Source organism: Ensifer sp. Root142 (assembly GCF_001426785.1).
GTDB lineage: Bacteria > Pseudomonadota > Alphaproteobacteria > Rhizobiales > Rhizobiaceae > Ensifer > Ensifer canadensis.
On the sequence record NZ_LMFK01000007.1, the window covers coordinates 17,222 to 30,227 of the forward strand.

Here is a 13,006-nt window from a genome sequence, read left to right on the forward strand (position 1 = left end):
CGCGGCTTGTCCGGTCGGTCAATATCGACCGATTAGGGAACATGCATGTCTCTGGCCCGGGCAGGGCCAGAGCGTGGCGGCGCCAATGATGCGAGGTCAGTGGCTCGCAGGTCTCAGTCGTCCCCAGATCGGCGCGACGATGTTGCCCATGACGGCGATGGTTGCAGCGCCGACGACGATCGCCAGCAGGGCCTGCTGCGCCGACGTGGCAATCCAGCCGATCAGACCCGGGGCAACTGGGAGCGCGTGGACCACGGCTTCGGAGATGTCGTGGATGATGTGTTCCGGGCCGGCATATCCCATCTGGGCAAGGCCGTGGACGAGAATGCTGCCGCCGACCCAGAGCATCGCCGCAGTGCCGATGGCGGCGAGAACCTTCAGAAAGATCGGCATGCCGACGACCAGGCCGCGGCCGATGGCGCGTAGCGCCGATACGGAGGTCTTGGCCAGCGCGACGCCCGCATCGTCGGCTTTGACGATCAGGCCGACGACGCCATAGACGGCAAGCGTAATGGCGATGCCGACCGCGGCAAGCACCACGCCCTGCATATAGATGCTGGCATCGGCGACGGTTGAGAGCGTGAGCGCCATGATCTCGGCCGACAGGATGAAATCGGTGCGCACGGCGCCGGCGACCTTCTCGTTTTCAAGCGCGACGGGATCGGTCTTTTCTCCGAGCACGGCGGTTTCGTGCTCATGGGCCGCGTGCGGAAAGAAGACGCCATAAAGTTTCTCGGCGCCCTCGTAGCAGAGGTAGATGCCGCCCAGCATCAACAGCGGGGTGATCGCCCAGGGGGCGAAGTAGCCGAGCAGCAGTGCACCGGGCAACAGGAACAGGATCTTGTTCTTGAGCGAGCCGAGCGCAATGCGGCCGATGATCGGCAGTTCGCGTTCCGGTGTCAGCCCGACGACGTAGCGCGGCGTCACGGCTGCGTCGTCGATGACCACGCCTGCTGCTTTTGCGCCGGCCTTTGCGGTCTGTGCGGCGACGTCGTCAAGCGAGGCGGCCGCCATTTTGGCGATGGCGGCAACGTCGTCGAGCAGGGCGATGAGACCAGTAGCCATTGAACGCGAACCCTTTGCGCTGAAATTCCATGGGGCGGGTGCTCCAGGATTCGGCAGTAACCACCGCCGCGTGCCGAGTCAACGACATGCAAATTCTCTGGCGAGCGGACACCATAACGTGAGGCGAAAAGTGGCTCGTTTCGGTTGACGTAGGAACGCTTTCGATTTACGACTGACGAAATATGAAAATCGTCAGTCGTAAATCGAAAGCGGACTTACATGGATGACAGCATCGACAGCCAGCTGGACGCGACGCGTCAGGAAAACGTCTCGCGGATCCTGGATGCGGCCGAGCGGCTGTTTCGGCATTTCGGCTATTCGAAGACCAATGTGGCCGACATCGCCCGCGATCTCGGCATGTCGCCCGCCAATATCTACCGTTTCTTCGCTTCGAAGGCGGAGATCCATCAGGCGATCTGCGGCCGCATGCTGGCTGCCAGCTATCAGCAGGCTCTGGACATCTGCCGGCAGCCGCTGAGCGCGACCGAGCGCTTGCGGCAATATATCCGCGCACAGCATCAAATGACGGTGGAGGTCATGCTCGACGACCAGAAGGTGCATGAGATGGTCGTCATCGCGATGGAACGCGACTGGCACGTGATCGACAAGCACATCGATCGTCTGCATGCCCTTGTCGCCGATGTGATCCGCGAAGGTATTCTTGCGGGCGAATTCCCCGAGCAGGACGCCGACGCGGCCTCCAGATGTTTCGGCGCCGCGACCGTGATCCTCTGCCACCCGCAGATGGTGGCTCAATGTCTCTCGAAGGAAAATCGGGCGACGCCGGATGAACTGATCGAATTTGCGATCAAGGCACTGAAAAACTGACCAGGCCGGGTAGCGGCCCCCGATGTGTACCGTGTGGCTGATGCCGCCGAGGAGTGCGGAAATGTCTATGCCCGTTCAAACCCGTAGCCGTTTCGCGTTGAGCGCAAGGATGGCTCTTCTTGCCGCGATGTCCCTGGTGCTGGCAGCCTGCTCGCAGGAGCAGGAGGAAGCCAAGCCGGTCTTGCGGCCGGTCAAGGTGGTCGAGATCAGCGATGCCGGACAAGCGCGGCAGATGAACTATTCCGGTGTCGTGCGTGCCCGAACGGAAATGAACCTCGGCTTTCGCATCAACGGCAAGATCACCCAGCGCCTGGTGAATGTCGGCGACCGGGTGAAGTCCGGCGATCCGCTCGCCCGCATCGATGCGACGGACTATGATCTTTCAGTCAAGAGTGCGGCCGCGAACCTTGAGGCCGCCGAGCGCCAGGTCGAGACGACCGCATTGGTTCGCGCACGCGCCGAACAACTCTTTGCCCGGAAAGTCGCCTCCCAGGCGCAGCTCGACCAGGCAACACTCAGCCATAACCAGGCCGTGGCAACGCGCGATGCCGCAAGCTCGGCGCTGTCCCAGGCGAAGAACCAGGTGACCTATACCGAACTGGTTGCTGACCGTAGCGGCATCGTCGCTGCAATTGCTGCCGATGTCGGACAGGTGGTCGGCTCCGGCACGCCTGTCGCCACCGTCGCCGTCGACGGCGAGAAGGAAGTGCTCATCGCCGTCCCGGAAGTCGATGTCGCCAATTTCAAACCGGGCATGGCGGTAAAGGCCGGCTTCTGGTCCGATCAGGGCCTGATCCTCGACGGCAAGGTGCGCGAGGTCGCGGGCAGTGCCGAACAGCCGTCGCGAACTTTTGCCGTGCGCGTCAGTCTGCCCAACGATCCGCGCATTCTGCTCGGCATGACCGCAACCATCCTGGCTTCGGCTGATGACGCCGAGCGCCACATGTCCGTGCCCTTGAGCGCTTTGGCTCAGAAGGACGGTGAAACAACGGTGTGGGTCGTCGACCGTGACAGCGAGACCGTGAAGAGCAGGACGATCACCGTTGCCGACTTTACCGGCGAGGGCGTGCGCGTGGTCGACGGGCTGAAGCGCGGCGATCTGATCGTTGCCGCCGGCACGCAGTTCATGACCGAAGACCTGAAGGTTGCGATATCGGGCGATATCGCCCGCCAGTCCGCCGCGACCGACAAGACCGCAGCCGCCGAAATCGTGCGCTGAACCAACCCAACCGCGGAATGATGCCGATGTCCCTACCGTCAGAAGAAAAACGGCCTTTCAATCTTTCGCGCTGGGCGATCGCCCATCCCAGTATCGCGCGGTTCCTGTTCGGCCTGATCATCATCACCGGCGCGCTCGGTTTGATGCGGATGGGGCAGAAGGAAGATCCGGACTTCACCTTCCGCGTCATGGTCGTGCAGGCTTTCTGGCCGGGCGCCTCGATCCAGGAGATGGAGGATCAGGTCGTCAACAAGATCGAGCGCAAGCTGCAGGAAACCCCGCATCTCGATTTCGTGCGCTCCTATACCCGCGCCGGAAGCGCGATCATCACCCTGCAGGTCGAGGGTGACACGAATGCCCAGCAGGTGGCCGACGCGTTCTATCAGGTCCGCAAGAAAGTCGGTGATATCGCCAGTGAGCTGCCGGAAGGGCTGCACGGGCCCTATTTCAACGACGAGTTCGGCGACACCTTCATCACGCTGCATTCATTGAGCGGCGACGGTTACAGCTATCCCGAACTGAAGAAGTTCGCGATCCAGGCGCGCGACATGCTGCTGACGACACCCGGCGTCGAGAAGGCGGTGATCCTCGGCGATCAACCCGAAAAGATCTATATCGACGTTTCTTCCAAGGTGTTGGCTGCGCGCGGGCTGACGCTCAACGACCTCAGGAATACCATCGCCGGTCAGAACAATGTCGATCCCGCAGGTTCGGTCGATACCGGTTCGCGCTCCGTGCGCATTTCCGTCGAGGGCGGCCTCGACAAGGTCGAGGATCTGCGCAACCTCAGCCTGACGGCCGGTGGGCAGGTCACCCGCCTCGGCGATATCGCCACCGTCTCCTCGGGCCTGGAGGATCCCTATTCTCGCAAGTTCCGCTTCAACGGTCAGGACAGCGTGCAGATCGGCGTGGTGATGGCCAAGGGCTTCAAGGTGACCGATGTCGGTACGGCCGTCGAAGAGACCTATCAGCGTTTCGAGGCGGCCTTGCCCTACGGCATGGTCGTCGATCAGATCTCCAACCAGCCGGAAGTGGTCAAGGAGGCCGTTGGGGAATTCATGAAGGCACTCGGCGAGGCGCTGGTGATCGTGCTTGTTGTCTCGTTCCTGTCGATCGGCTGGCGCTCCGGCCTGGTGATCGCCATCACCATTCCGCTGGTGCTGGCGGCGACCTTTGCCATCATGTACGAGCTTGGCATTGACCTGCAGCGCATCTCGCTCGGGGCGCTGATCATCGCTCTCGGGCTCCTGGTCGATGACGCGATGATTGTTGTCGAGATGATGGAGCGCAAGCTGGAGGAGGGGCTGATCAAGGTCGAGGCAGCAAGCTTCGCCTATTCTTCGACGGCCTTCCCGATGCTAACGGGCACGCTGATTACCACCGCCGGCTTCATCCCGGTCGGTTTTGCCGCCTCGACGGCGGGCGAATATGTCCGCTCGCTGTTCTACGTCGTCGGCATCGCGCTGGTGGTCTCGTGGTTCGTCGCCGTCTACTTCACGCCCTGGCTCGGCAACATGATCCTGAAGCAGCGCTCCCATGCCGGCGGCCATCACGATGTCTTCGACACTCGCTTCTATCGGCGGCTGCGCTCGACGGTCTCCTGGGCGGTTCACCATCGCATCATCGTGCTGTCGATGACGCTTGTCGCCTTCTTCGTCAGCCTGTGGGCGTTCCAGTTCATACCCAAGAACTTCTTCCCGCAATCCTCCCGTCCGGAAATCCTCGTCGATCTCTGGCTGCCGGAAGGCACCAGCATCAAGCAAGTCGAAAGTGAGGCCAAGGCGCTCGAAGCGCGGATGATCGACGATGCGGACAAACGCTTCATCGCGACCTATATCGGCGAGGGCGCGCCGCGCTTCTTCCTGCCGCTCGACCAGCAATTGCGCAATCCGAACTTCGCCCAGCTCCTCGTCATGGCCAATGACGAGCCGGCGCGCGAACGGCTGATCGTCAAGCTGCGCAAGATCCTTGCCGAGGATTTCCCGTCGATCCGCTCCAAGGTCGATCGCCTTTTCCTCGGCCCGCCGACCGGCTGGCCGGTACAGATGCGCGTCATGGGGCCGGATCGCCAGGAGGTGCGCCGCATCGCCGATCAGGTGAAGGCGAAGTTCGCCGAAAACCCGCAGCTCGGTGCCGTGCACGACGATTGGCTGGAGCCGGTGACGGCAATGAAGCTGGTCATCGACCAGGATCGCGCCCGTGCGCTCGGCGTCACCTCGCAGCGCGTCCGGCAGATGCTGCAGGCCACCATGTCCGGCGTGCCGCTCGACAACTTCCGTGATGGCGAGGAGACGGTCTCGATCGTCGCCCGTGAGCCGGATGCGACCCGTGCGCTGCTCTCGTCGGTGGAATCCGTCTACATCCCGACCGATTTCGGCAGCTTCGTTCCGTTGTCTCAGGTGGCCAAGGTCGTGCCCGTGCTCGAGCAAGGCATCGAATGGCGCAGGGACCGGCTGCCGACGATTACCGTTCGCGGCACCTTGCCCGACGGCGTGCAGCCGAACGATGTGGCGTTGAAGATGTATGGCGACATGCAGACGCTGCGCGATGGTCTTTCGCCCGGATACAGCATCAGCATCCAGGGCGGCGCCGAAGACGCGGCCGAAAGCCAGGGTTCGATCGCCGCCAAGGCGCCGATCATGCTGGCGGTCATCGTCGTGCTCTTGATGGTCCAGCTGCAGCATTTCGGCAAGGCGATGCTGGTTCTGGCAACCGGTCCGCTCGGCATAATCGGGGCGGCGGCGGCGCTGCTGATCAGCGGCGCCCCCTTCGGCTTCGTCGCCATCCTCGGGGTTATCGCGTTGCTCGGCATCATCATGCGCAACTCGATCATCCTGGTGGACCAGATCGATCAGGACATTGCCGCGGGCATGGATCGCTCCGAAGCTATCATCGGCTCGGCCGTGCGCAGGTTCCGTCCGATCACGCTGACGGCACTGACCGCGGTTCTGGCGCTGATCCCGATCTCGCGCGGCGTCTTCTGGGGGCCCTTGGCCTATGCGATGATGGGCGGCATCCTTGTCGCCACCGTTCTGACAATTCTGGTGCTGCCGGCCGGTTACGCGCTCTTCTTCGGCCGGGAGCCGAAGAAGCAGACATCAGAACCGGAATCCGTTGAAGCGGGCAAGGCCGAGCCTGCGGCGCCGATGATCTATCCGCCTGCGGTTGCTGCCGAGTAGCGCTGACGGCGCCGCCATAGCAGCTACCAGCTCGGCGCCCCCGGAGCGCTCTATCGATTGAAGGCGGTCGCGCGATTGTGCGGCCGCCTTTCTCGATAAATCGATGCCGATCAAGAAATTATGCAGTAGGGTCGCCCGCGTTCAGGTGCCTTCCAGGGGATTCGGGTGAAGCGAAGCGTTTTCTTCTGCAGTACGATGGTTTGCGCATTTTCGTTGCCGTGCATGGCGCATGCGGAATGGCAGGCGGTGGAAAAGGTCCGCACCTATGCGATCTCGGGGCAGACCGGCGCCGAGCTTTATGCGTCGATCGGCGAGCGGGGGCCAAAGGTCGGCGGGCTGGTTCGGGCCATCGCTCACACGGACTTCAAGCTGACCTGGACCCGGAAATACGAGCCGCAAGGCAACGCCTGCACGCTCGTTTCGGCCAAGCCGAAGCTCATCATCACCTATACGCTGCCGAAGCCGTCGAAGCCGCTGCAGGGGGCCATGGTAGAGAACTGGGAAACCTTTTTCGCAGGCGTTCGCAAGCACGAGCTTGTTCACGGTGACTACATCAAGGATCTGGTGAAGGCGATCGAGACCACATCAGTCGGGCTCTCGGTAGACGCAGACCCCAACTGCCGCAAGATCAGGACTGAGCTGACGAGGCGGCTCGGCGAGCTGTCTGTTGCTCAACGCCAGAGAAGCCGGGACTTCGACCGCGTCGAACTCAGTGATGGCGGCAATATCCACCAACTCATTCTCAATCTCGTCAATGGTGCCGGAAGCCGTTGACCGAGGCTCACGGGCATGCGCCATTTCGTGCGCCGCAACGGCATCCCCGACAATCTCTTGCCGGGGCGCATCTCGAAACTACACATGCCGGCCCATATCGGCCAGATGCCGGATATAGGAGACGAGTCAGCCGATCGCGAACCACGGTCAGCAGGCCGTGATCAAAAACACGCCTGCCGGAGCCTTCGTTATTCGCAACGTCTGCCGGTTCGTTTGCTATCGGCGGCTTACTTCATGAATTCTCTGATCTTGTAGGCGACCTCGGTGCGGTTGGTCGCGTTCAGCTTTTTCATGATGTTTCTAATGTGAACCTTCACGGTGCTTTCACACAGATCCATCTCATAGGCGATGATCTTGTTTGCCTTTCCACGGCGCAAGGCTTCGGCGACTTCGATTTCCCGAGGCGTGAACAGGCTGTCGGAGCAACGGGCGCCATTCACGACCGAATTTATTGCCTCTCTCATCGTCAGGATGCTGCTTGCCGGAACGAAGACGCCACCGGCGCGCGCCAGCGCAATCGCTTCGGCGGCGACATTGATGCCGACATTGCTTGGAATGTAGCCACGGGCACCGCATTCCAATGCCTTGAGAATTTGGCCGAGTTCATCCGTTTCGGCAACCACGATCACTGGGCTATATTTGAACTTCTCAACCAGAGTTTCGATCTTTTCGCAGACGGCAAGGTCACCCACTTTGCCGCCGCCGACGATGAGAAGAACGGCGGAAGGGTCTGTCTGCAATTTGCGGCCGCGCCACTCGTCAAAGGATCCGACTGTGACGATCGTCAGCCCGGGGTCATAGCCCGTCAGGCTTTTCGACAGGCACTCCCGGTCGAGAGCACGAGGGTCGATGAGCAGGATGTAGTCGAGATCTTCCTCCTGATCGGTCATATCCGAACCCGCCAGACTTTGGGGAAGACGCTGTTCCAGTACGCTTGGGAGGGATGTCGGTCGCGTCGTGGAGGTTCTTGCAATTGTTGCTGTACGAATATCCATTGAATTTTCTCCTTTTTATTCTTATTTTGTTAGGTGTAAATATTCTAGATACAAGTATTGGTGTTGATATTCCCTCAGGGTCCTCTCGTATTTTCTTCTTATATTTTGGTAATCAGATCACATATATTGTCGGTGCGCATTAACACAGGTTAAAGCCCTCGCAATGAATCAACCGGAATTCGTGCTGAGATAGCCCGGATCGAAGTCCACCAATTCGGCCAGGCGTCTGCGATCGAGAAATTCGACGATGCCATTCCTGAACGACAACAATCCCTTCAACCTCATCTCCTTCAGAACGCGATTGATGTGCACGGTCGACAGGCCGACGGCGTCGCCGATGTCGGACTGCGTCAGCGGGCAATCGAAACCGTCAAATCCCAGCCTGTCGGGTCTACCTGCGCGGACTGCGAGCTCGAGCAAGAGATGCCCGGTACGCTCCAGTGCGTCGCGGCGTGCAATGTTTGCCAGCCGCTCGGTCATCCTGACCTGGCGCTTGAGCATCTCGTGCACGAAGTTCTGCTGGATTCTCTGCGACAGATTGGGGCCGCCGGTGCCGGGAGGCACCGCGAACTCGTAGACGGCAACGTCGGACAGCGCCTGGATTGTCTCCTGCGTCATTTCCGACGACAGGGTCCAGAGCATATCTCCGCGCAGCATGAAATCGATGACGATGCGGGTGCCATTTGCCAGAATCTTCCGGCTGACGCACCAGCCGGAGATGAAGAACAGGACGCACGATCGACCTTCGGGCTCGAACAGTATCGAGCCCGCCGGGAATACCCGTTTTCGCGCCACGGAGAGTTCGGACCTCTGCTGATCCGTGTCGAAACTCGACAATTCTCTAAACCGTGACGATCCTATAAATGCCCCAAGTTGCCCCACCATAAAGGCGCACTCTCTCTTCGGTCCATTCGATTGTACTTAAGTATATAGCAAACAACCGGTGGTTAGGAATATTACCCAAGAGGATTAGTAATGGCGGGAAATCACATCGATATGAGCTTAATCCGGCCGGGTGGGTACCGGTCCTAATTAGCTGAAGCATTTGGGTTTTGGACCACTAAGGTGCCGATCACCGCGCGATCAACACTGTGTGACCCGTTACGGTTAGAGACCGTGCGACAACGCATAGCCGGATAAGGCTCTGCCGCTTGGCACAGCCACCGGCTGAATCGTCGGGCTTGCGCTGCGGTTTTGGTGAGCCTCCAGGCACTCTCGCAGCTGCGAGATGCCGTTGCGGGCTTGATTGAGTATCGAGGCATGGGCCGCGGGATCGATGCCCTTGCGGGCTGCCTCTTCAAGCAAGGAGGCCACATCGCGAGCGGAGATGTCGGGTCCGTTGGCAAAATACTCCGGTCGGCCAACGAACTGGAAGAAGCCTTCGACTTTCGCATCCCAGCCGAGACCGACCTGCGGCACGCCGAGGGAATAGGCGGCGATGCAGGCGTGAAGGCGATGTGCCAGTATCACCTGCGTCGATGCGATGATGTGGATCAGTTCCTCGGGCGTTTTGGGACGAGGGGCGAGGTAGAGATCACCGCTGTCGATGTGATCGGCGAGACCGTCACCGCCGAGAATGCGCCGCGCAAAGGCCTGGTCTTCCTGGGCTCCATTGGTGAAGAGGCAGATCCGATATCCGGCGTCGAGCATCAGGCTTAGCAGTTGGTGATAGTCGTCGGCATGCCGAAAAGGAGTTCCAGTCGAGCCATGGCTGGAATGTCGGCGCAGAATGAGCGGGTCGGTGACGCAGATGCCGATTGCCCGGTCATCTGCCTTCAGTGGCGCAAGCGCGTGGCACGCGACGATTTCCCGGACGAGCAGCCCGGGATCGGGCAGTATCCGGGCGTGCGGGCCGGATGGAAAATGGCCGAGCCAGTTGCGGCCGGCGATAGTATCACGGACCGAAATGTGGACGACTTGGCTCTCATCGATCATGCCGAAAAGTTGCCTTGCCTGCGACGACCAGTCCCGGCTGGTGCCGACGGCATAGACCGCCAGCGGCTTGCCGCTGCGGTTGATACAATCGAGTGCTGCACCGACTTTCAGCGGGAAGTTCAGGTCGTCGTCCTGAAACAGGTTTCCCCCGCCGATGACGACCGCATCCGCGGCGTCAATCTCCTTTTGCCATTCGACCTGCAATCGACGGAGTGTCGGGCCAAGCGCCTGTCTTACGACCAGCCGACGCGCGAATGACGGCAGCGCTTGCAGTACCTTCAGCAACAGTCGGCGGCGCCCGCCACCGCCGGTGCCGAATGCCGTCCTGCCGGCGAGATCGATCGTCTTGACCTCCAGCCCCTTGGCCCCGCGCGCCAGCGCAATCTCCAGGCACTGCGCCAGAATGCCGTCACCAAGGTTTTCGCTGTATTTGACGTTAAAGATGACGATTTTCATCGGGAGCCTCCCATACGGCGCGGGCTTGTCGCACCAACCAGTCGCGGTCGTGGCGCTTCTGCCTCGGCGATTTGCCGGCATGTCAGCGCCGACGCGCTGCCGGCGAGAATGTAGAACATCAGGCCCAGATCATAGACGGTGCCCGATACGAGAGCGGTGCTCAGGGCCGCGATAAAGCCGGCCTTTGCCGCCCGAAGCGCGGCAAGGCTTTCCGCCCGCCGCCCGGCGTCTGGTGCCGCGCGAGCGCACAGAATGGCCGCGACGAAGACCCAGAAGATGGCGAGCCCAAGGACCCCGACATTCGAGAGCAGAACCAGTAGATAGCTGGAGGCGCGGGCGCTCCCCAGGCCGGCCCCCATGCCGGAGGTGTTGACGAACGCCTCATAGGCGGCGGCGTTCCACATCGCGCGCTCGCGGCCGGACTGGCTGTCGGCCTTTGACAGCAGCATCTCATCGAGAAAATCGTAAACAGTCGACACCACCTCCGGGAACAAGTTGACGACCGTGAGGATGACGAGCGGTACGACCAGGAAGAGGGCGGCGAGAAACACCGGACGTCCGGGCTTTCTCCGTTCGAAGACCGTCACAATCGAACGTATCCAGAGAAACGGGAAGACCACGGCCAACCCGAGCAGTGCTGTGGCAGAAGTCGAAAACACCAGGCCGGCAAGCGAGGCGATCGCCAGGAGGGCTGTCGCCCGTGAGCGCACCCGGTCGAGCCAGAGGCTCGCGGTCGCGGCAAACAGGATCAAGGTGTAGTCGGCAAAGGCCGACGCCTCGGGGAACGATCCGGAAATCCGTTTCAACCCACCTTTTTCCGCGGCGGTCAGGAGGGCGTAGTTGGCCGTCCGTACCACGCTCAGCAGATACTCGGTGCCGGAGAAATAAGTGAGGATGTCGGCCGCGGCGAAGGCGAGGTTGACGGTGGCGGCAATGAGGATGGCGTGGACGAGGTGCGACGGCGCGGCCGTCCGGCGCAGATAGGCATGGCAGAATCCGAAGCAGGCAAGTCCGCCGAGTGCATAGACGGCCTGCGTTATGTTGTTGGACGAAAACCGCAGCGGTGACAGCGATATGAAGCTTCTCGCACCAACAGATCGCTCGACCGTCATCACGTCGACGGCGCCCTGGAACAGGCGAGGCGACAGGATCGCCGTCAGCACGCCGAAAAGGGTGAGCACCATCAGCCAGAAGCCGGCACCGGCAGGCACGAAGGCCGCCAGCACCGGACCTTCGCCATAGGCCATCAGGACCCTGAGGCCGAAGAACAGCAGGAAAACATTTGGAACGAGGATGGATGCGCCGCCAAGTGCCGGAAGGCCGATGGCAGCGGCAGAGCCGAGAGCGGTTGAGACGACCATGAACGTCAACGCCCAGTGGATGGGCGCCATCAGCACGCCCAACCCCACAAGCACGGTAACGAAGCCGATCAGTTCAAAGCTCATGCCACCAGTTCCAGTTGCTGAAACGATCCTATCAAAGGGGGCATGTTGCGTATTTACGCCTCCGGCTAAGCCTTTCGCATAAAGCCGCGGCCTGAATCGGTAATGGACCCGCGGTAGCGCCCCGCGTTAGTTTGCACCATGACCCCATCTGTTCGCGAAGTTCGCCCGTATTGGGCACGCCGCCTGCCAGTTCGGCTTTTCGTCCGGCCTGTCGTCGGCTGCCTGTGGCTGATGATGCTTGTGTCGGCGACCCATGCCGATGGGTACACGGCCGGCGACACGGGCGACGAGCTTCCTGTCGACGACATGCCGCTGACCTTTGACGAGACCTTCGATGATCTGAGCGTGTCCGCCTGGGGGCCCGGCACCCGCTGGATCGCGCATACGCCGTGGTCGGGGGATTTTGGTGGCGCCCGCTTTGCCAACCCCGGTGAGCGCTCGCCGTTTAAGACTGAAAACGGCATTCTGAGGATCGAGGCCAAGCGCGACCCGGAAGGTGACTGGCAGTCAGGCCTGCTCGCCTCGGTGGACGCCAAGGGCAATGGCTTTGCCCAGCAATACGGCTATTTCGAAATGCGTGCGCGTTTGCCGGTCGGTCCGGGCGTATGGCCCGCATTCTGGCTGATCGGCAAGGACCGCTCGAAGTCGACGGCCGAGATAGACGTGATGGAATTCTACGGTGACAAGCCGGAAGGATACTCCTCTGTCATCCATGTCTGGCATCGCGATGACAAGGACGATTCCCAATTCAGTCGGATCGAGGTATTTCGCGACGCCGACCCCCAGGATTTTCATACCTATGGGGTGAAGATCGATTCCGAATTCATCCGGATGTACTTTGACCGGAAACTCGTGTGGAAGGCCGAAACGCGGCCTGAGCACCGGCAGCCGATGTACGTGCTGCTCAACCTCGCGCTCGTCGAAAAAACCGCCGATCAGGCGCCGGACCCATCCCACATGTTCATCGATTATGTCAGGGCATACGACCTTCAATAGGCGCCCCTCGCCAGGTCGTTTTCACCGCGTTTGATCCGCCAGGGTCGGCGCGGCAGGCGACCTCGAAAAATCCTGCGAAAACAAAGAGATGGAACACGATTCCGGCCGCCTATC

The 13,006-nt window shown here is 61.1% G+C and carries 10 protein-coding genes; 5 read left to right on the forward strand and 5 right to left on the reverse strand.

Features of this window, described 5'->3' with window-relative positions:
- Nucleotides 1-96 precede the first annotated feature (96 nt).
- Nucleotides 97-1,065 carry a DUF808 domain-containing protein gene (locus ASD52_RS09640; RefSeq protein ID WP_025428335.1) on the reverse strand — a complete coding sequence of 323 codons (969 nt, stop codon included), beginning with the start codon at nt 1,063-1,065 and terminating at the stop codon, nt 97-99.
- Between the two features lie 219 nt (nt 1,066-1,284).
- Here ASD52_RS09640 and ASD52_RS09645 point away from each other — a divergent pair, with 219 nt between their 5' ends.
- From ASD52_RS09645 to ASD52_RS09660, 4 genes are all read left to right on the forward strand, one after another.
- Nucleotides 1,285-1,893: a TetR family transcriptional regulator gene (locus tag ASD52_RS09645; protein WP_025428336.1), complete on the forward strand. Its 609-nt coding sequence runs from the start codon at nt 1,285-1,287 to the stop codon at nt 1,891-1,893.
- A 109-nt stretch (nt 1,894-2,002) separates the two neighbouring features.
- Nucleotides 2,003-3,112: an efflux RND transporter periplasmic adaptor subunit gene (locus ASD52_RS09650; protein ID WP_057224017.1), complete on the forward strand. Its 1,110-nt coding sequence runs from the start codon at nt 2,003-2,005 to the stop codon at nt 3,110-3,112.
- Nucleotides 3,113-3,138: 26 nt separating this feature from the next.
- Entirely contained in the window at nt 3,139-6,291 is a 3,153-nt protein-coding gene (locus tag ASD52_RS09655; protein WP_057224084.1) for an efflux RND transporter permease subunit, read from the forward strand.
- Nucleotides 6,292-6,513: 222 nt separating this feature from the next.
- Nucleotides 6,514-7,065, forward strand: a complete 552-nt coding sequence (locus tag ASD52_RS09660; RefSeq protein WP_234908000.1) for a DUF922 domain-containing protein — start codon at nt 6,514-6,516, stop codon at nt 7,063-7,065.
- Between the two features lie 227 nt (nt 7,066-7,292).
- Here ASD52_RS09660 and ASD52_RS09665 read toward each other — a convergent pair whose 3' ends face one another.
- From ASD52_RS09665 to ASD52_RS09680, 4 genes are all read right to left on the reverse strand, one after another.
- On the reverse strand, nt 7,293-7,955 hold the full coding sequence (locus tag ASD52_RS09665) for a response regulator transcription factor (RefSeq protein WP_025428340.1): 663 nt from the start codon (nt 7,953-7,955) through the stop codon (nt 7,293-7,295).
- A gap of 273 nt (nt 7,956-8,228) precedes the next feature.
- Nucleotides 8,229-8,897 (reverse strand): Crp/Fnr family transcriptional regulator, encoded by a 669-nt coding sequence (locus ASD52_RS09670; protein ID WP_025428341.1) that lies wholly within the window; start codon nt 8,895-8,897, stop codon nt 8,229-8,231.
- A 270-nt stretch (nt 8,898-9,167) separates the two neighbouring features.
- Nucleotides 9,168-10,451, reverse strand: coding sequence for a polysaccharide pyruvyl transferase family protein (locus tag ASD52_RS09675; protein ID WP_057224019.1), 1,284 nt, complete (start codon nt 10,449-10,451; stop codon nt 9,168-9,170).
- The gene (locus ASD52_RS09680) at nt 10,448-11,896 is read right to left on the reverse strand and encodes a hypothetical protein (protein WP_025428343.1); all 1,449 of its coding nucleotides are present in this window, start codon (nt 11,894-11,896) and stop codon (nt 10,448-10,450) included. Before ASD52_RS09680 ends, ASD52_RS09675 begins: the two co-directional genes overlap by 4 nt.
- Before the next feature lie 138 nt (nt 11,897-12,034).
- Between ASD52_RS09680 and ASD52_RS09685 the strand changes: the two genes are divergently transcribed.
- Nucleotides 12,035-12,892, forward strand: coding sequence for a glycoside hydrolase family 16 protein (locus ASD52_RS09685; protein WP_234907998.1), 858 nt, complete (start codon nt 12,035-12,037; stop codon nt 12,890-12,892).
- Nucleotides 12,893-13,006 lie beyond the last annotated feature (114 nt).